This is a genomic window from Kitasatospora sp. NBC_01539 (assembly GCF_045040525.1).
Lineage (GTDB): Bacteria > Actinomycetota > Actinomycetes > Streptomycetales > Streptomycetaceae > Kitasatospora.
The window spans coordinates 784,647-803,825 of the sequence record NZ_CP109390.1 but is presented as its reverse complement, the minus strand read 5'-3'; the positions used below and the strand labels follow the sequence as shown (position 1 = coordinate 803,825).

Annotated in this window: 14 protein-coding genes; 6 read left to right on the top strand and 8 right to left on the bottom strand. The window is 73.2% G+C overall.

Going from position 1 to position 19,179, the window contains the following annotated elements:
• Positions 1–868: 868 nt before the first annotated feature.
• On the bottom strand, positions 869–1,390 hold the full coding sequence (locus tag OG335_RS03425; RefSeq protein ID WP_405015295.1) for an Lrp/AsnC family transcriptional regulator: 522 nt from the start codon (positions 1,388–1,390) through the stop codon (positions 869–871).
• Positions 1,391–1,549: 159 nt separating this feature from the next.
• Here OG335_RS03425 and OG335_RS03420 point away from each other — a divergent pair, with 159 nt between their 5' ends.
• The 3 genes from OG335_RS03420 (at position 1,550) to sucB (ending at position 6,749) form a co-directional block, all read left to right on the top strand.
• The gene (locus OG335_RS03420) at positions 1,550–3,892 is read left to right on the top strand and encodes a transketolase-like TK C-terminal-containing protein (RefSeq protein ID WP_405009472.1); all 2,343 of its coding nucleotides are present in this window, start codon (positions 1,550–1,552) and stop codon (positions 3,890–3,892) included.
• A 28-nt stretch (positions 3,893–3,920) separates the two neighbouring features.
• Entirely contained in the window at positions 3,921–5,309 is a 1,389-nt protein-coding gene (gene lpdA / locus OG335_RS03415; RefSeq protein WP_405009471.1) for a dihydrolipoyl dehydrogenase, read from the top strand.
• A 63-nt stretch (positions 5,310–5,372) separates the two neighbouring features.
• Complete coding sequence (sucB, locus tag OG335_RS03410) at positions 5,373–6,749, top strand: 2-oxoglutarate dehydrogenase, E2 component, dihydrolipoamide succinyltransferase (protein WP_405009470.1); 1,377 nt, start codon at positions 5,373–5,375, stop codon at positions 6,747–6,749.
• 108 nt (positions 6,750–6,857) lie between these two features.
• On the opposite strand, the gene OG335_RS03405 is transcribed toward sucB, so the two are convergent.
• The 3 genes from OG335_RS03405 to OG335_RS03395 form a co-directional block, all read right to left on the bottom strand.
• Entirely contained in the window at positions 6,858–7,964 is a 1,107-nt protein-coding gene (locus tag OG335_RS03405; protein WP_405009469.1) for a hypothetical protein, read from the bottom strand.
• A 484-nt stretch (positions 7,965–8,448) separates the two neighbouring features.
• Complete coding sequence (locus OG335_RS03400) at positions 8,449–8,829, bottom strand: hypothetical protein (protein ID WP_405009468.1); 381 nt, start codon at positions 8,827–8,829, stop codon at positions 8,449–8,451.
• A 176-nt stretch (positions 8,830–9,005) separates the two neighbouring features.
• Positions 9,006–9,518 carry an EndoU domain-containing protein gene (locus OG335_RS03395; RefSeq protein ID WP_405009467.1) on the bottom strand — a complete coding sequence of 171 codons (513 nt, stop codon included), beginning with the start codon at positions 9,516–9,518 and terminating at the stop codon, positions 9,006–9,008.
• A gap of 54 nt (positions 9,519–9,572) precedes the next feature.
• Here OG335_RS03395 and OG335_RS03390 point away from each other — a divergent pair, with 54 nt between their 5' ends.
• Complete coding sequence (locus OG335_RS03390; RefSeq protein ID WP_405009466.1) at positions 9,573–10,610, top strand: hypothetical protein; 1,038 nt, start codon at positions 9,573–9,575, stop codon at positions 10,608–10,610.
• An 84-nt stretch (positions 10,611–10,694) separates the two neighbouring features.
• Here OG335_RS03390 and OG335_RS03385 read toward each other — a convergent pair whose 3' ends face one another.
• Complete coding sequence (locus OG335_RS03385) at positions 10,695–11,291, bottom strand: TetR/AcrR family transcriptional regulator (RefSeq protein WP_405009465.1); 597 nt, start codon at positions 11,289–11,291, stop codon at positions 10,695–10,697.
• Between the two features lie 181 nt (positions 11,292–11,472).
• Here OG335_RS03385 and OG335_RS03380 point away from each other — a divergent pair, with 181 nt between their 5' ends.
• The gene (locus OG335_RS03380; RefSeq protein ID WP_405009464.1) at positions 11,473–12,411 is read left to right on the top strand and encodes an SDR family NAD(P)-dependent oxidoreductase; all 939 of its coding nucleotides are present in this window, start codon (positions 11,473–11,475) and stop codon (positions 12,409–12,411) included.
• A 118-nt stretch (positions 12,412–12,529) separates the two neighbouring features.
• On the opposite strand, the gene OG335_RS03375 is transcribed toward OG335_RS03380, so the two are convergent.
• The 3 genes from OG335_RS03375 to OG335_RS03365 all read right to left on the bottom strand — a co-directional run bounded on the left by OG335_RS03375 (position 12,530) and on the right by OG335_RS03365 (position 17,467).
• A complete protein-coding gene (locus OG335_RS03375; protein WP_405009463.1) occupies positions 12,530–15,127 on the bottom strand; it encodes an alpha-amylase family glycosyl hydrolase in 2,598 nt (865 codons plus the stop codon).
• 861 nt (positions 15,128–15,988) lie between these two features.
• A complete protein-coding gene (locus tag OG335_RS03370) occupies positions 15,989–16,567 on the bottom strand; it encodes a TetR/AcrR family transcriptional regulator (RefSeq protein WP_405009462.1) in 579 nt (192 codons plus the stop codon).
• A gap of 9 nt (positions 16,568–16,576) precedes the next feature.
• The gene (locus tag OG335_RS03365) at positions 16,577–17,467 is read right to left on the bottom strand and encodes an SDR family NAD(P)-dependent oxidoreductase (RefSeq protein WP_405009461.1); all 891 of its coding nucleotides are present in this window, start codon (positions 17,465–17,467) and stop codon (positions 16,577–16,579) included.
• A gap of 362 nt (positions 17,468–17,829) precedes the next feature.
• On the opposite strand from OG335_RS03365, the gene OG335_RS03360 reads away from it, so the two are divergent.
• Positions 17,830–18,924 carry a LacI family DNA-binding transcriptional regulator gene (locus OG335_RS03360; protein ID WP_405009460.1) on the top strand — a complete coding sequence of 365 codons (1,095 nt, stop codon included), beginning with the start codon at positions 17,830–17,832 and terminating at the stop codon, positions 18,922–18,924.
• Positions 18,925–19,179 lie beyond the last annotated feature (255 nt).

The window sequence follows — 19,179 nt, the reverse complement described above, 5'->3', positions numbered from 1 at the left end:
CCGCGCCGCGGCCCGCACAAGCACCCGCGAAGAATTCGCGCAGTATGCGCAATCCCGGGCCTCCGGGCTTTCGGGGAGTGTGCATTGTGCTCAGGCCGGAGCGGATCCTGCGGCAGGCATCCGGACGGTCCCCGTCGAATTGACGTCGTATTGACGGGGGTGCGGATTCGGAACCCCCGGCCGGGACGGGGGAGCTGACCGTCTGTGGTGCGGTTTTCGGTGAGGGGGATGTGGCGGGCGCCATACGGCCGTACCCTCCGCCCCTGCCCGAACCTGCTCCGACCTGCGGTGGAGCCGGATGACCCGGCTCGGCCCCGGATGCCTTCCGGCCTGGTCCGTATGGTCGGGCGCCGCACTTCCCTTGCTGTTATAACAGTGACCGCTTACAGTGGCTGCCACGCAGGGCGCGGCGCATTCACCCTCAGCGGGTGCGTGCAGCCGGGTGGCGATCGCCGTTACGCCCCCGGCCGGTTCCGGAGCCGTCGACCTTCCTTTCGGTCCGGTTTCGGGACCGTGCGCGGACACCCGGAAACTGCCGCGCCCTGCCATTGTCCGATCGTGTGCAACAGCCGTGAATCGAGGCGGTCATGAATGCTCTGGGCGGGGTGCGCCGACAATGGTCCGGCGCACCGGCTTCTCCGAGGCGGCTGTCGTCGCCCGTCAATTCCGGGCAGCTCGCGGTGGGCGGCCGGATCGGCCTGGTCGCACCCGGCGCGGTCGAACCCGAGCCGCCCGAGCCGGCCGGGTCGCCCCCGGACGGCCCGGACCGGGCGGCCTGAGCACAGGCCGTCCTCCGGCCGGGGCTCGCCGGGCCGGACGACTCGCCGGGTCGTCCGGAACGCCGCGGCAGGCGCCGCCGCGCGAGCGGTCAGCGTGCCGGGTGCCGGTTCCCCGCCGGGCGGCGGGAGGGCTCGACCCCGGCGACCCGCTGCAGCAGCGGCGTGAGCCGGTGCGGCACCAACTCCCGCATCGCGAGAGCGGTGTTGGTGCGCTCCACGCCGGGGCTGGCGAGGATCTGCCCGGCGATCCGGTAGAGGTCCTCGGCGTCGGCGGCGACCACCCGGGCGAGCAGGTCCGTCCCGCCGCTGAGACCGACGACCTCGACCACCTCCGGGATGGCCGCGAGGGCGTCGGACACCTCGGCGAGCCGGTGCTGGTCCACCTGCATGGTCACGAAGGCGGTGAGCGGATAGCCCAGCGCGCTGGGCAGCACCCAGCGTTCGCCGGAGCCGAGGGCGCCGCCGTGCTCCAGTCTCGCCAGCCGTGCCTGGACGGTGTTGCGGGACAGCTCCAGGCGCTGGGCCAGGGCCAGGACCGTGGCCCGCGGCTCTTCCGCCAGGGCGAGAAGGATCCGGGCGTCGGTGGCGTCGACGGTCCGGCCACTGTTCACGGTGTTCAAGCGGGCACCCCTCGTCAGCTTGATCATTGAGCACATTGCTCAACAATTTGAGCATGTGTTGTCCATATGAAGCGTGCCCTGTGTACTTGCGAAGCACAAAGTTGATTCTACGCGGCAGGCGCGCAGATGAGGTATCGGAGGTGTCGGACCATGGTCATGAGTGCCGCGTCGACTGGATCGGAGACGCCGGGCCGCTCCCGGCAGGACGTGCTGGAGACCCTTCGAGCGGTCGAGGACCGCGTGCTGTGGCTGTCGACGGCGATCATCGACCGGGCGAACCGGGTGCGCCCCAACCCGGAAGGGCTCAAGGTCGGCGGCCATCAGGCGTCCAGCGCCTCCATGGCGTCCATCATGACGGCGCTCTGGTTCCACCACCTCGGCGCGGACGACCGCGTCTCCGTGAAGCCGCACGCCTCGCCCGTGCTGCACGCGATCAACTACCTGCTCGGCGAACTCGACGAGTCGTACCTCGGCACGCTGCGCGCCCTCGGGGGCCTGCAGAGCTACCCCAGCCGCACCAAGGACCCGGACCCGGTGGACTACTCCACCGGATCGGTCGGCATCGGTGCCACGGCTCCGATCTGGGGGGCGATCGCCCGCCGCTACGTGGACGGCCGCTTCGGACAGGCCGGCCACGGCCGCCAGTTCTCGCTGCTCGGTGACGCCGAACTCGACGAAGGCGCGATCTGGGAGGCCGTGCACGACCCGATGGTCGCCGGCCTCGGCGAGATCGTGTGGGTCGTCGACCTCAACCGGCAGTCCCTCGACCGGGTGGTCCCCGACATCGCCGCCGACCGGCTGCAGGGCGCGTTCGCCGCCGCCGGATGGCAGGTGCTCACCCTCAAGTACGGGCAGCAGCTCCAGGACCTCTTCACCCGCCCCGGCGGCGACGCCCTGAGGGTGCGTCTGGACGCCATGGGCAACCCCGAGTACCAGCGGCTGCTGCGCTGCACCCCCGAGCAGCTGCGCGACCGCCTGCCCGGCACCGGCTCGACCCGCGAGCCGATCGGCCGCCTCGTCGCGGACCTGGACGACACCGAACTGCACACCGCGGTGCGCAACCTGGGCGGCCACGACCTCGGAGCGCTGCTGGACGCCTACGACGCCATCGACGACACGCGGCCGACCGTCATCTTCGCCTACACGGTCAAGGGCCGCGGGCTCGCCAACGAGGGCCACCCGCAGAACCACTCCTCCCTGCTGACCGAAGGACAGATGCGGGAGCTGGCCGCCCGCGTGGGGACGGACCTCGACGCCCCCTGGGGCCGCTTCCCGGACGGCAGTGCCGAAGCCGCACTGTGCCTCCGCGCGGCCGACCGGCTCCGGCGCGCAGACCTCCCCGCGCAGCCGTCCCCGTCCGTGCCCGCCGACATCGGACGCACCCCGTCCGGTACCGGCACCACCCAGCAGGCCCTCGGCAGGGTCCTGCTCGACCTCACCCGGCAGGCGCCCGAGGCGGCGGCGCGGATCGTGACCGTCAGCCCGGACGTCAGCTCCTCGACCAACCTGGGCGGCTGGATCAACAAGGTCGGCATCTGGTCGGCGGCCGAGCGCACCGACTGGTTCGCCGACGACGCGGAGACGATCCTGCACTGGCGGGAGCGCCCCACCGGCCAGCACCTCGAACTCGGCATCGCCGAGACCAACCTGGTCGGACTCCTCGGCGAGCTCGGCGCCACGTGGAGCCGCTGGGGACAGCCGCTGCTGCCCATCGGCGTCGTCTACGACCCGTTCGTCAACCGCGCCCTGGAGCCCTGGTCGTTCGGCATCTACGCCGGCGGCCGGTCCATCCTGGTCGGCACCCCGTCGGGCGTCACCCTCGCCCCGGAGGGCGGGGCCCACCAGTCGATCACCACCCCGTCCCTCGGCATCGAGCAGCCGGGCGTCACCAGCTACGAACCGGCCTTCGCCCTGGACACCGAGTGGTGCCTCCTGGAGGCCATGAACAGGCTCGGCGGCCCGGACGGCAGCTCGGCCTACCTGCGGCTGTCCACCCGGCCGGTGGACCAGACCCTGGCCGCCGTGCCGGCCGACCCGGTCGCCCGTGAGCGCCGCCGCCGCCAGGCGGTCGCCGGCGCGTACGCACTGCGACGGCACGAGGCCCCGGCGGTGACCGTCGCCGCGATGGGCGCGATGATCCCCGAGGCCCTCGCGGCCGCCGACCGGCTCGCCGCGCAGGGCATCGGCGCCGACGTCGTCTGCGTCACCAGCCCCGACCTGCTCTTCCGGGCCCTGCAGGCCCGGCGCGGGCTGGAGGACGGGTCGCACCGGATCCTGGACCAGGTCTTCCCCGCCGACCGGGCCACGCCCCTGGTCACCGTCCTCGACGGCCACCCCCACACCCTGGCGTTCCTGGCCACGATCAACAACGTGCCGGTCACCTCGCTCGGCGTCACCCGGTTCGGGCAGTCGGGGACCATCCAGGACGTCTACCGCTACCACGGCATCGACACGGACAGCATCGTCGCCGCCGCCCTCGACCTCACCGACTGACATCCCCTTCCCCCATGGAGGACGTGACGTGGCGAACGACGCCAGCACCGTTTTCGACGTAGTCATTCTCGGAGGCGGAAGCGGCGGTTACGCCGCGGCGCTTCGCGCCGCCCAGCTGGGTCTGAGCGTCGCACTGATCGAGAAGGGTGAGCTCGGCGGCACCTGCCTGCACCGCGGCTGCATCCCGACCAAGGCCCTGCTGCACGCGGCCGAGGTCGCCGACGAGACCCGCGAGGCCGCCGAGTTCGGTGTCCTCGCGACGTTCCAGGGCATCGACATCAAGGGCGTCCACAGGTACAAGGACGACGTCGTCAGCGGCCTCTACAAGGGCCTGCAGGGCCTGGTCGCCTCCCGCAAGGTCACCTTCGTCCAGGGCGAGGGCCGGCTCTCCTCGCCGACCTCGGTGGACGTCGACGGCCGGCGCATCGAGGGCCGCCACATCGTGCTGGCCACCGGCTCCGTCCCCAAGTCGCTGCCGGGCCTGACCATCGACGGCGACCGGGTCATCTCCTCGGACCACGCCCTCAAGCTCGACTACATCCCGAAGTCCGCCGTGATCCTGGGCGGCGGCGTGATCGGCGTGGAGTTCGCGTCGGTCTGGAAGTCCTTCGGCGTCGACGTCACCATCGTCGAGGGCCTGCCGCACCTGGTGCCGCTGGAGGACGACAACTCCTCCAAGCTGCTGGAGCGCGCCTTCCGCAAGCGCGGCATCAAGTTCGAGCTGAAGGCCCGCTTCTCGGGCGTGGAGTACACCGAGAACGGTGTCCGCGTCTCCACCGAGAACGGCAAGCAGATCGACGCCGACCTGCTGCTCGTCGCCATCGGCCGCGGTCCCGTCTCGGCCGGCCTGGGCTACGAGGAGCAGGGCATCGCGATGGACCGCGGCTACGTCCTGGTCGACGAGTACCTGCGCACCAGCGTGCCGACCGTCTCCGCCGTCGGCGACCTCGTGCCGACCCTGCAGCTCGCCCACGTCGGCTTCGCCGAGGGCATGCTCGTCGCCGAGCGCCTGGCCGGCCTGAAGACCGTCCCGATCGACTACGACGGCATCCCGCGGGTGACGTACTCCAACCCCGAGGTCGCCTCCGTGGGCCTCTCGGAGGCCAAGGCCGTCGAGCAGTACGGCAAGGACAAGATCGTCACGCTCAAGTACAACCTCGCCGGGAACGGCAAGAGCAAGATCCTCAAGACCGCCGGCGAGATCAAGCTCGTCCAGGTCAGGGACGGCGCCGTCGTGGGTGTCCACATGGTCGGCGCCCGCATGGGCGAGCAGGTCGGCGAAGCCCAGCTGATCTACAACTGGGAGGCGCTGCCCGCCGAGGTCGCGCAGCTCATCCACGCGCACCCCAGCCAGTCCGAGGCCCTCGGCGAGGCACACCTCGCACTGGCCGGCAAGCCGCTGCACGCGCACGACTGATCCGCGGGCCCCCCGCAGTCCATCCATTCCCGAACGCAAGACTTGATAGGAGTCGCTGACACCATGGCGGTCTCAGTAACACTGCCCGCACTGGGCGAGAGCGTGACCGAGGGCACCGTCACCCGCTGGCTGAAGGCCGAGGGTGAGCGCGTGGAGGTCGACGAGCCGCTGCTCGAGGTCTCCACCGACAAGGTCGACACCGAGATCCCGGCCCCCGTCGCCGGCATCCTCGCCTCGATCAAGGTCGGCGAGGACGAGACGGTCGAGGTCGGCGCCGAACTCGCCGTCATCGACGACGGCACCGGCACCCCCACCCCCGAACCCGCCCCCGCCGCCGAACCCGCCCCCGTCACGGAAACCGCCCCGGCCCCTGTGCCCGCCCCGGCCCCTGCGCCCGTACCGGCCCAGGCCCTCGCACCGGCCCCTGCGCCCGCTCGGACCGCGGCGCCGGCGCCGGTCCCGTTCACCCCACCGGCCCCGGCCGGTGACGGCGGCAAGGCCGCCTACGCCACCCCGCTGGTCCGCAAACTGGCCGCCGAACTGGGCGTCCCGCTGGCAGCCGTGCAGGGGACCGGCATCGGCGGCCGCATCCGCCGGCAGGACGTCCTCGCCGCCGCCGAGGCCCCGGCTCCCGCCGCTGCTCCCGCCTCCCCGTCCGCCGCCCCTTCCGCCGCACCGTCCCCGGTTCCGGCCGGGCCGTCCGCGGCGGCCGCCCCCTCGCCGCTGCGCGGGCAGACCGTGCCCATGACCCGGGTGCGGAAGGCCATCGCCAGGCACATGGTCCAGTCGCTCCAGGTGTCGGCCCAGCTGACCACCGTGGTCGAGGCCGACGTCACCCGGATCATCCGGCTGCGGGAGCTCGCCATGGCCGGGTTCCGGGAGCGTGAGGGCGTCAAGCTCTCCCCGCTGCCGTTCTTCGTCAAGGCCGCCGTCGAGGCGCTCAAGCTGCACCCGGTCCTCAACGCCCGGGTGAACGAGGACGACACCATCACCTACCACGACGTCGAGAACATCGGCATCGCGGTGGAGACCGACAGGGGCCTGTTCGTCCCGGTCATCCACGGGGCGGGCGACCTCAGCACCGCGGGCATCGCCCGGAGGACCGCCGACCTCGCGGCCCGGACCCGCGACGGCGGCCTCAAGCCGGACGAACTGGCCGGCGGCACCTTCACGGTGACCAACACCGGTTCGCGCGGTGCGCTGTTCGACACCCCGATCCTCAACCAGCCGCAGGTCGGCATGCTGGGCATCGGGGCGACCGTCCGGCGCCCGGTCGCGCTGGAGACCCCGGAGGGCACCGTCGTCGCCGTCCGCGACATGGTCTACCTGGCCCTGTCGTACGACCACCGGATCGTGGACGGTGCCGATGCCGCACGCTTCCTCGGCACGGTGAAGGCCCGACTGGAGGAGGGTGCGTTCGAGGCCGACCTCGGGCTCTGACCTCCGCCACGGCGGCCACGACGGGATGTCGTGGCCGCCGTGGCGTGCGTGTCGTGCCGTGGGCCCGGCCCGGCCTGCCGGACCGGGCCCACAGGGGTCGGGCGGGAGTCAGAAGGCCGAGGTGTAGGCCGTGAGGAACGGGGCCGCGACCGGGGTGCCGCCCGGGTTGAAGCAGAGGGTGTAGAGCTGCACCGTGCCGCTGGTGCGCGCCCAGGGCATGGCGAGGCCGCACCAGCCCGGTCCGGTGCCGTAGGCGGTGGCGTGGGCGGTGTCCGAGGGGACGGCCACGCCGGGCAGGGTGACGGTGAACGGCGCGGATCCGGCGAGGGTGTTGACCGCCCCTACGGAGTTGAAGTTCGTGTTCGCCGGTACGCCGCCGTTGAACCAGAGGTAGCCGAAGGACTTCGGCGGGAACGCCGGCCCGTGCACCGCCCGCTTGAGGGAGTAACTCAGCGTCCAGGTGGTGTCGTAGGGCGCGTTGGCGGCGTTGAAGCAGGCCACCACCACGGTCTGCCCGCTCGCGCCCGGTACCCAGTCGGCCACCTTGCAGCGGGCGCCCTGGATCCCGTTGACCGCCGTGACCTCGATGTTCCCGGCGGCGGTGGACACCCCCAGGCCGGGCAGCCACGCCTTCCAGATGCCGGTCGAGCCGTGGCTCACCGTGTTGACCGCCCCGGCCGAGTTGTACTGCGCGAGCACCGCCCCGCTGACCGCCGAGTAGGTGTACCCGTAGCTGCCGCCGGCCGGCGAGGGCGTCCCGCTGCTGGTGGTGTAGAGCACGGTGAACAGGGTGTTCGACGGGGCGCCGCTCGGCTGGTAGCAGTTGACCGCGACGTCCTGCCCGGTGCCCGCCGTGGACCAGCCCTTGATCTGGCACCAGTTGCCGGTGCGGCCGACGGCGGTGGCGTGGGCGATGCCGCCCGGGCCGGCGATCAACGGGAAGTGCACCACGTACGCGCCCACGCCGAGCTGGTCGACCTTGACCGGGTTGGCGGCCGGGGAGGGCCAACTGCCCCACTGCCGGGTGAGGTCGGGGACGTACCCCGCGGGCGGGGTCGGGTTGTCGAGGAACGCGAAGCCCCAGCGGTCCGGTACGGCGGCGTGGGCGGGCCCGGCGGCCGGCAGAGCGGCGGCCATGAGACCGGCCACCATGGCCAGGACGAGCAGGACGGCGCGGACGGGTCTGAACGACGGTGCGACGGTGCGGGCGTGCATGTGCGTACCCCCTGGGTGGTGAGGACGGGTGTGCTGCCTGCGCGGTGCAGCCTGCGCTGCGAGCCCGCTCCCGGGCTCCGGGGCGGGCGGCTCCGCCGGGACGGGCTGCTCTGGTGCGCCGGACGGTGTCCGGCGTCGGCCGCTCCCGGTGATCGGGCCCGGCGGCGCCTCACATCGTAGGATCGCCCAACGCCGTGGCACAGACCTCTGGCATGCTCCCGATGGTCGGTTGTCGGCCGTTCACGGGAACCGCCCCACCCGCCCCACCAGGGCCCGGCGGACGCTCCGGACCCGCCGCACGGGCCCGTGGCCCGCCACACCCTGCCCGGGAGCCCCGGTGCTCCCGCCCTCCCCGGCCGTCCCCGGTGCGGGTGCGGCCCCGACGGCCGGAACGGTGCACGGAACCGTGCCGCGGGCCGCGGCGCGGAAGGTGTCCCGGGGCCGCGGCCCCGGGACACCTCGATCAGCGGGGCCGGTCCGTCCGCTACGGGCAGGCGGGAACCGCCGACTGGTTGGTGACGTAGGAGGAGTGGACGTAGGCCCAGGTCGGCTGCGCGCCGCCGGAGTAGTTCACGTACGCGTAGAACCACCGGTTGCTGGAGTAGTTCCCCGTGGCCCAGCCCGCGTCCTTCCAGCAGGACACCCAGGAGGCCTGCCCGTTGGGGTTGCGCCAGCCGTCGGAGGTGACCCAGCCGATGAACGACCAGGACTCCGCGTACGGCGCGGTGCGCGCCGCGGCCCCGGCCTGGACGGTCATCGTCGCGTAGCCCGCCGCGTCGGCGGCCGGCGCGACCGCGACCGTCAGCCCGGCCAGGGGGACGCAGGCTGCCACGACCGCGGCAGCTCGCTGGAGGAGGGAATTCATGTCCTGACCCTTCGCTCGGTGTGCGGTGCTGATGGTCCGTCGGATCCGTCGAGCGGCAAGCTCGTTGACAGGCAGGCCCGGTGGCGGGACGCCCGGACCGGATCCGGCGGACCTGACCACCGTACGAAGGCTGCGGCGACGCTACGGCGATGGCCGCCGACCGTGCCCCGCAGCCCTCAACCCCCGTACGTGTAACCCGAGATGACACCCTCCCCGTAGGGCTCCACGATCACCCGGATCCGCACCGAGCGGTGCGTGCCGTCCACCCGGAACCGCGCGGGGATCGCCCACTCCACGTCCGGGAGCCGGTGCCAGGGGTTGAACAGCGTCCCCGGCTGTCCGCTCAGGTCGTCGTCCCCGCGGGTCCAGCGGGAGGAGGGGTCGGCGGCGACCGCCTGCACCGCTTCGAAGATCTGATCGTCCGTCCAGCCCGCGGGGAAGAGGCTCTTGCCGGAGCCCCGCGCCGCCGCCCTCGCCGAGTGCAGCTCCGCGATGTGGTCCATCCGGAAGGGCGACAGATAGCTTCCGGCCTTGCGGAGTTCGGGCGTGATCTCGGGACCGTCCGACTCGTCCGGCTCCTCCACCGGTACGTCCTCCCACCCGCCGAACCGTCCGGGCAGCGCCCCCCGACCACCGGCCTCGTGGCCGTAGACGTTCGCGGGACGGTAGGGCTCCTGCTCGGGCACCATCGGTTCGACCCCCGTGTCGTGGTGACGTTCGGCTCCTACCGTAAGGCGGCAGCATTGGCGGCGACCCCCACCGGACAGCAACCGCACGACCCGCGGACCCCTCGGCCCCGGCACCCCGGCCCGCCCCGACACCTCCGGACCGACCTGCCCCGCCCGGACGACGACCCGCAGGCACAGGGGGCCGCTGCCGCGGGCAGCGCGCTGCGCGGACTGCTCACCGGCCGCCCCGCCTACCGGAACCGCTGGCTGGCCCACGTCCGGCGGAAGCGCGGCGACGGGATCAGCTACTCCGCCGTCTCCCAGGTCGTCGCACTCCACGTCTGGGACAGCGGGTTGAGACCGGACACCGACCGGGACCTCCCACGCCGCCTGCGCGACCGGGTGCGCCAGGCCCTGCTCGGCGAACAGCTGACCCACGAGACCGTCACCTGGCTGACCGACTCCTTCGGGTTCTCCGCCGAGGACACCGCGCTGGTCTGGGAGGCCTTCTCCGGCCGCAGCGAACTCGACCTCGACGGCAGCGGCATCACGTTCACCCTGCGGCACCCGCCCGTTCCGCTGGTCCAGCCCCAGCGCCACCGCACCACCGCACTGTTCTCGCGCTACCACCTGGACGCGGACCGGATGCTGCGCCGGACGGAGCACAGCCACGTGCTGCTCGCACTGGAGGACGGCGTCGACTCCTACGCGTACAGCCCGCGCGACACCGTCACCGGTGTCGAGTCCGTCGTCGGCGGCACGTTCAGCGGCTTCCGGCCGAGCAGCCCGGGCTTCGTGGGGCTGAGGTTCGGCCTGGACCGACGGCTGCGCCGGGGCCAGCACGCCTCGCTGCACTACACGACCGTCCACCGGCCCACCCCCGGGCCGTGCGTCCAGCTGCGGCGGGCGGCACGCAAGCGGATCGACAACGTGGACATGCGGATCGTCTTCGACCGCGCCGTGCCCCGCCGGGCCTGGTGGTGCGCGTGGGACGACTACGACGCCGGCGAGCTGGTCCGTGAAGTCCCGCTCGCCGTGGGCGCGGACGGGGTGATGCACCAGTTCCTGCCCTACCTGGAGGAGGCCGTGGTCGGCTTCCGGTGGGAGTGGTGACCCGTCGGTGCCGGCAGCCGGCAGCCGGCGACGGAGCGAGACGAGGGGCGCGGTGAACCGTCCCGGTCCGGGAGGGAAGCCCGGTCAGGGGGTACCGGTGAGCAGGGTGGCGGCTGACGCGGTGGCACGGGCGAGCAGTCCGGGCAGGTCTGCGACGGCCACCTCGCCGCGGGCGTGGCGGCGGCCGGTGTGTTCCCAGCCGGCGAGGGCGGCCGCAGCGGCCATGGCGGGGCGGGTGTCGTCCGGGCCGGTGCCGAGGTCGGCGTGCAGTGCGGCGGTCAGCAGGTCCTGGTAGCGGGACACCTGGAGGCGGCCGCGGGCGGCGAGCGCGGGTGATCCGCCGATGATCCGGGCGAGCAGCCGTTCCGTCCCGGCGCCCCGTTCGGTGATCCAGCCGTGGACGACCTGCGCGGCGGTGTCGAGCGCGCCGGTCCCCGAGGTGCGGTCGGCGAGCCGGTCGGCAAGGTCGGCGCAGCGTCGGACGTCCAGGTCGAACAGCACGTCGTCCTTGCCGGGGAAGTGCAGGAAGAACGTGCGGGGTGCGATGCCGACCGCCGAGGCGATGTCCTGCACGGTCGTGTCCTCGAACCCCCGGTCGGCGAACAGCCGGAGCGCGGTGTCGGCGATGAGCCGGTGCCGTTGCTGCCGCTCGCGTTCGCGCAGGGTGGGTCGCTGGTCCATGCGTTCCATCCTAGCCCTTCCGGTGCAGTGACTGCATCGGATACGTGTGCTGCAGGAAGTGCAGGTGTTGCAGTCGGCCTCGGCTCGGCCTACCATCCGGGTGCGGCCATTCGGTGCAGTCAATGCACTGAATGCATTCGCTGCACCCATTGCTCTACCCGAATCATGGGAGGAGGCGGCCGTGAGCACGAGAGCTCCCGACCGTTCACTGTCCGGGCGGGTCGCCCTGGTGACCGGCGGTACCGGCGGCATCGGCCTGAGCACCGCCGTCGGGCTGGCCCGTCGCGGCGCCGAGGTCGTCGTCACCGGCCGGGACCCGGAGCGCGGGCACGCCGCGGTCCGGCGGATCGCCGAGGCCGCGGGCATCGCCCCCGAGGCCGTCCACCTGCGGATCGCCGACCTCGGCGTGCTCGGCGACGTCCGTCGGCTCGCCGACGGGATCCTCGCCGACCACCCCCGGCTGCACCTGCTGGTCAACAACGCCGGCGTCAACCACGGCTCCCGCCGGAGCACCCCGGACGGCCTGGAGGCGAACCTCGCCGTCAACGCCGTCGCACCTGTCCTGCTGACCCGGCTGCTCCTCGGCCGGCTGGCCGCGAGCGCGGAGCCGGGCCGGGCCCCCCGGGTCGTGCTGGTCAACTCCGGTGCGCACAAGATGGTGCGGCGGGCCGTCGACGCGCTCGACGACCCGCAGGCGGAGGCCGGGCCGTACGTCGCGATGACCGTCTACGCCCGCAGCAAGCTGCTCGTCCTGATGGCCGGCCTCGCGCTCGCCCGGGAGCCGGGCACCGGCCCGGTGACGGTCACCGCCGTCGACCCCGGCCCGGCGGACACCGGCATGACCCGCGCCATGGACCGCACCTTCCTGCCGCCCGCGATGCGGGCCGGCTGGGGCCTGTACTACCGGCTCGGCCCGGCTCGGCGCAGCGCCGACACGGCCGCCGCCTCCACGCTGGCCGCGGCGTCGTCGGCCGCGCTGGAAGGCCGGACCGGAATCTACCTGGACGCGAAAGGCCGGCCCGCCCGCACCTCGCCCGCCGCCCGCGACGAGGCGGCCCACGGCGCTGCCCTGGCGCTCCTGGACGACTTCGGGGCGGACACCCGCACCACCCGGCTCTGACCCGCCGGCCCGCGGCGGGCCGGCGGGTCGGAACCGGACGGGCGTCCGCGCCGCCACGGAGGGACGGCGGCGGCGCGGACGGACCCCGGCAGGGACGGGGGCTCCCGTGTGGCGCGGGTCAGTTCTTCCGGAAGACCGTCACGGCGAGCGGGTCGGCGACGCTCCCGGTCGCGCTGGTGGCGCCGTTGGTGCCGAAGACCTTGGTCCAGGAACCGGCGGGGAGGGTGGTGGTGTAGCTGCTGTCGGTGGGGTTGTAGACGACGACGGTGTCGTAGCCGGTGGGTGCGCCCGCGCTGGAGCTGATGGAGGAGACCACGACGGCGCCGTTCACCTGGGTGGACATCTGGTTCCTGACGGCGTCCCAGGTGGTGAGGCGCAGGGCGGGCGTGGCCTTCCGCAGGGCGATGGCGTCCCTGTAGTAGGCGAAGGTGGCGGCGTTGGCCGCCTTGTCGCCCCAGTGGATCGCGTTGACGTCGTCACCGGCGTTGTAGGAGTTCTTGGCGGTCTCGTAGTTGCCGCCGACGACCTTGGAGCGGAGGAACTCGTCGCCCTCGGCGAAGAACGGGATGCCCTGGGAGGTGAGGACCATGCCGGTGGCGAAGCGGTCGATCCGGCCGGCCCGTCCGGTGGCTCCGCCGGTCGCGCCGGAGTAGGTGATCTTGTCCCACAGGTTGAGGTCGTCGTGGACGGAGACGTAGTTGACGGTCTGCTCGGGGTCGTAGGCGAACGCCGGGTTCCAGGTGTCGGCGAGCCGGCCGGTGCTCTTGGCGGCGAGCGGTGAGCCGCGCATGCCGAGGGCGATCGAGGAGGCGGTGCCGCCGCCGTTCATGTACGCCATGACGGCGTCCTGCGTGCCGCCCTTGATCGCGTCGCGGTAGGCGCCGTTGAAGACGCCGACGTGGGCGTCGGCGAGCGTGGGGACGGCCGCGTAGCGGACCTTCTGCGCCTCGGCGGCGTCGGCGACGCCTCCGCTCCAGGGCTCGCCGTAGATCTGCAACTGCCGTTCCGGGAAGGTGGCGTTGAGGTAGCTGCCCCACTCGGCGGCGTTGGTCGAGTAGTGGACGCCGAGGAGGTCGAAGCGGAAGCCGTCGACGTTGTAGTCGCGCACCCAGTGCTCCAGGGAGTCGCGGATCATCCGGCTGACCATGGGGTTGCCGTCGTCGACGGAGTTGCCGGTGCCGGAGAGGTCGGTTCCGTTGTAGTACTTCCCGGTGATCCCGCCGAACACGTCCTTGCCGGCCGTGTGGTTGTAGACGACGTCCATGATCACGCGGATCCCGGCGCGGTGGAACGCGTCGACCATGTCCTTGTACTCGCGGATCCGGTCCTCGGGCGCGGTGTACTGGGAGAACTGCTCCTCGGGCACGTTGTAGTTCGCCGGGTCGTAGCCCCAGTTGGGCACGGTGCTGTTGAAGTCGAAGGACGGCAGGATCTGGACGTCGGTGACACCCAGCTCCTTGAGGTGGTCGATGCCCGTCTTCACGCCGTTGCCGGTCGTGCCGCCCTGGACGAGGCCGAGGAACTTGCCGCGCTTGGCCGGGTCGACGCCGGAGCTGGCGTCGACGGTGAAGTCCCGGACGTCCAGCTCGTAGACGACGGAGTCCTCGCGGTTGGTGCGGGCGGGCCGCGCGGCCCAGCTGCCGCCGGTCGGCAGCACCGAGCCGGAGTCGACGACGACGCCCTGGGTGGTGCCCGGGTTCACCATCTGGGCGTACGGGTCGCGGACGGCGTTGCCGCCGACGGAGAACTGGTACGGCTGGTTCTTGAGGTCGCCGGCGACGACGGCCTGGTAGACGCCGCTGTATCCGCCGAGGGTGACCGGGCTCAGCGGGTAGGTCCTGCCGCCGACGCCGACCGTGACGGCGGTGCTGTCCGGCGACCAGATCCGGAAGGTCGTGCCGGTGCTGGTCCAGATCGCACCGAGGGTGTTCCCGGTGCCGGGCGGGGTGGTCGTCGGGCCGGGGGAGGGCGTGGCGGTGGAGCCGGTGCCGCTCACGACGGTCAGCAGGTGGGTGGCGGCGGTGTAGCCGAAGGTGGTGGTCGCGCCGCCGGCCGGCACGGTGAACGGGATGTCGGCGCCGCCGGCCGTGCCGTTCTGGCCGTAGTTCTCCGCCCAGGAACGGTCGATGGCGGCCTTGACCGCCCAACTGCCCGCGGGGATCGCGGTGGTGGCCCAGGTGTAGGTGCCGTCGCCGTCGGTGTCCAGGAGTTTGGACAGCAGGCAGTCGGGGGCCCAGTCGCCGGGGCAGCCGATCTCGGACTGGAAGCTGCCGGCGGCGGTGACCGTCCTGCTGGCCGCGTCGTCGGTGATCCGGTGGGTCGCCGGGTCGTAGACGAAGGTGACGGGCTTTCCGCCGGCCGGCACGGTGAGCGGGATGTCCGCGCCGCCGGCCGTGCCGTTCTGGCCGTAGTTCTCGGTCCAGCTCCCGTCGATCGCCACCTTGTAGGCGTAGCTGCCGGCGGGGAGGTCGAAGGTCGCGGACCACAGCCCGTCGGCCCGCCGGGTGAGCTGGTCCTGCGCGCAGTCGGTGGCCCAGTCGCCGGCGCAGCCGATCTCGCTGTTGAACGTGCCGGGCACCGAGACGGTGCCGGGCGTGGCGGCGCCGGCGGGCGACGGGAGGAACGCGACGAGGGTGAGTCCGAGGGCTGCCGCTGCGGCGACGGCCGTGGCGGCGGCTGCTCGCTGCCGCCCGGGGCGGCGGTGGGTGCGGTGCATGTGGGGGACCTCTGCTGGGTGGGTGCCCTCGGCCGTGGCGGCGTCGGGCGTCGGGTGGGGGTGGGGGTGGGGGCGTGGTCCGGGGCTCCGGTGCGGAGGCCGGACCGGGTGTCCGGGGCGCGCGGGGGTCAGGTCCTGCGGGCCCCGGACGGCTCAGGTGCCGCGGAACCCCGCGACGGTGCGGGTGGCGGCGGGGAGGACGGCGGGTGCCACGCGGGCGGGCGCTCTTCGCGGCGTGGACGGGCCGGGTGCGGAGTGCACGGGTGGGACCTCCTGTGGAGCCCCGCGGCAGGCGGCACACGGGCGGGGCGGTGGGTGGGGAGGAGGAGCTGTGCGCCCGCCCGGCGGGTTCTGCCGGGGCCTGGACGCGTCCGGGACGCGACCCGGCGGGCGTTCGGCCGGCCGGCGCGGCAGCCGACCGCTGGGGGCAGTCGACCGGGACAGCCGACCGGGTGGGGCAACCGACCGGGTGGGGCAACCGACCGTTGGGGTCGCGCATTGGTCGGCAGGTTGCTAACTCATGTTAATAATGGGTGAACGGCGGCGCGGTCAAGGCGTCGGTCGAAACCCGCCGCGACCGGCGCACTCGGTGCGGCCTCCCCGCGCCGCCCCTCGGCGGGCCGGGCCGGTGACCCGTCCCGTCGGACTCTGACGAGTCTCGGCGAAGCTCGCGGCGAAGGGCCCCGGGTGCGAGCGTGCGCGCCGCAGAGGCGGTCTCCGCTGCCGTCATCGCGCTGCCCCAATCGCGTCCCGGGTCTCCGGATCGGCGACCGGCAGGACACGGTGGGCGTGGGCGACGGCGGGGTGGTCGGTGTCCGCGGCCGTGATCGGGGCGCCGGTCGGTCGGTGGCGGAGCGCGGGTCAGCCGGCCTGCGGGGTGGTGCGCAGGCCGCCGAGGAGGGTGGCCAGGTAGCGGTGGGCGGTGGCGGCGCGGTCGGCGGGGGCGCCGCCGTGGACGTCGACTGCGTGGGCGATGCCGCACATCAGGGGCACCAGGTCGGCGGCGGTCAGGTCGGGTCGGACCGCGCCCGCAGTGCGGGCGCGGTCGAGCAGCGCGGTGCCGGCCGTACGGAGTGCCGTCTTGAGTTCGGTGGTGCGTGGCAGGGCGTCGACGGGCGCGGCGGCGACCGGGGGCAGGGCGGCGTCGGTGACCTGGGCCTCGACGGTGCGCTGCAGGAAGCCTGCCAGCGCGGTCCACGGATCGGGCTCGGCGAGGGCCCGCTCCGCGTATGCGACCAGCGCCTCCAGGCAGGGCGCGGCCACCGTCTCCAGCAACGCCTCAGGGGTGGGGAAGTGCCGGTAGACGGTGGCCACGCCGAGCCCGGCGCGCCGGGCGACGTCGTTGAGCTGCAACGCGGCGCCTTGGTCGACCAGGGCGCGGGCGACGGAGACGATCCGGTCCCAGTTGCGGGCCGCATCCTTGCGCAGGGGCGTGGTCATCCGGACATGCTAATCGGATGGCCCATCCGCATGAGCGGGGACCGGCGCGTACTGCTCGCTGAGCCGCCGTACGGCCGCCGCGGTCCGGGGGTCGGTGGCCGCACGGAACGGCGCGTGCGGCTGCGCGTCGGCTCCGATGACCACGCCCGTCCGCCCGTCGAGGGCCGGGTCGGTGGCGGCGACGATCGACGGCCGGGCGGCGACGGACGCCGAACCCGACGTCGAGCGCTCGAACCGGCGGCGCACCAGGGGCCACAGCAGCCGCAGGGCGGGTGAGACGATCGCCGGGTCGGTCAGGGTGTTGTCGGTCATCTCCGTCGCGGCGCCGCCCGGGTCGGCGGCGAACACCGAGACGCCCGTACCGTCCAGGCGCCGGGCCAGGTCGAGGGTGTGGGCGAGGTGCGCCAGCTTGGCACGGCCGTACCAGTGGAACCCGTAGTAGCCGCCGGGCGGTTCGACCGAGTCGAACACCCGCTTGGCGACGCCGACCGCGCCCGAGGTGACGTTCACGATCCGGCTCGGCGCGCCGGCCTTCAGGGCGGGCAGCAGGAGTTCGGTCAGCAGGTACGGCGAGAGGTGGTTGACGACGAAGGACGCCTCGACGCCGTTCAGCTCCGTCTGCCGCGGGAACATCGCGCCGACGTTGTTGACCAGGACGGTCAGCGGATCATCGGCGAGCCGCGCGGCGAGCGCGCGGACCTGGCCGAGCGAGCCGAGGTCGGCCTGTACGAACCGGGCCGGACGCGACGGGTCCACGGCGCTGATCCGCTCCACCGCCCGGGCACCGCGATCCGGGTCTCGCCCGACCACCGTCACCGAGAACCCGGCGGCGGCCAGGCCCAGGGCCGTCTCCAGTCCGATGCCTCCGGTCCCCGCCGTCACCACAGCTGTCTTGCGCACACGCCCTCCAGGAATCGGATAGGTCATCCATTTGCGCCGACGCTAGCACATGCGGATTACTTATCCGCTTCGCTGGTGTCGGCGCTGCGCGGCCCGCAGGGTCGCGTCGGGGGTGCGGGCGGTCGCGCCGGGGTGCGGGCGGTCGCGGCGACGTCGAGCGGGATGGCTTCGAAGGCGACCACCTCTGAACCCGGTGGCCGAACTTCGACGGGACAAGCCGTTGCCGGTCAAACTTCGGCGAGACTCGTCAGACTTCGACGAGACAGGTCGGCCGGCTTCTGCGCCGACCGCGCATGACACGTTAGTAACATGCGTTATCGTTCCGAGAGCAGCCTGAACGCACCTACGAATGCGGGGACACGATGTCGGCGAGCACGCCAGGACCGGCCCCGGCCGGGCGGTCACGGCCCACCTCCACCGATGTGGCCAAGGCGGCGGGGGTGTCGCGCTCCGCGGTCTCCTTCGCGTTCAACAGCCCCGAGCGGCTCTCCGTGGCCACCCGTGACCGGATCCTCGCCGCCGCCAAGGAGCTCGGGTACTCCCCGAACACCCTGGCGCGGATGCTGCAGGCCGGGCAGACCCAGTCGCTCGGCGTCCTGCTCCCGCAGAACCTCGCCAAGATCATGGAGAACCCGTACTACGCCCGGTTCCTCACCGGGGTGGGCCAGGTCTGCGACGAACAGGGGTACACCCTGCTGCTCACCCCGCCGCTGCGCGACTCCATGCTGAAGGCGATCCCGTACGCGGCGGTCGACGGCTTCGTGGTGTGCGGGCTGGAGCACGACCGCGGCGAGGTCGCCGAGCTGCAGCGGCGCGGCATCCCGTTCGTCCTGGTGGACAGCAGCCCGTGGGCGGACGTGCCGAGCGTCGACGTCGACGACGAGAGCGGCGCGCGCGAGGTCACCCGGCACATCCTGGAGCTCGGCCACCGCAAGGTGGCGCTCCTCTCGATCGACCCGGGCCCGGAGCGGGCCGAGCGCGGCTACCGGGGGCCGCTGGCCCGCCGGATGGCCGGTGTCACGGACGCGCTCTCCCAGGTCGGCATGGATCTGCAGGACGTCACCCTGGTCGAGGTGCCCGCCACGCGGATGGACGGCTACCGCGCGGCGAAGGCCCTGATGGCCGCGCCGGGGACGGCGCCCACCGCGATCGTCGCGCTCTCCGACATCCTGGCCTTCGGCGCGGTCGACGCCCTGCACGACCTCGGCCTGCGGGTGCCCGACGACGTCTCGGTCACCGGCTTCGACGACCTGCCCGAATCGGCGTGGCTGAGGCCGCGACTCACGAGCGTCCGGCAGGCCATCGCCGCCAAGGGCCGCACCGCCGCGGACTTCCTCATCTCCGCGATCCGCGGGGAGGACCAGCACCCGCACCAGCTGCTCGGCACCAGTCTGATCGTGCGTGACTCCAGCGCCCGCGTGCGCGCCGCCCGGGACGCCGTCCTGCCCAACGGCTGACGGGCGCGGCAGGCGCGGCAGGCGCGCAGACACGGCGGACACGGCGGCTCGGCGGGCTCGGCAGACACGGCGAGCGCGCGGAACGGCGCCTTCCCTCCCGGTGGCAGCGGGCGGGAAGGCGCCGTTCCTGCGTTCCGGCGGCGCTGTCCATCGACTGGGTGGGGAACCGTCCGGGCCGTGTCCGCGGTGCGTCGAGCGTGTTACATAAACGTTAGCTAACTCCTGTTAGTTACCTGCTAACGTCATCGGCGTCAG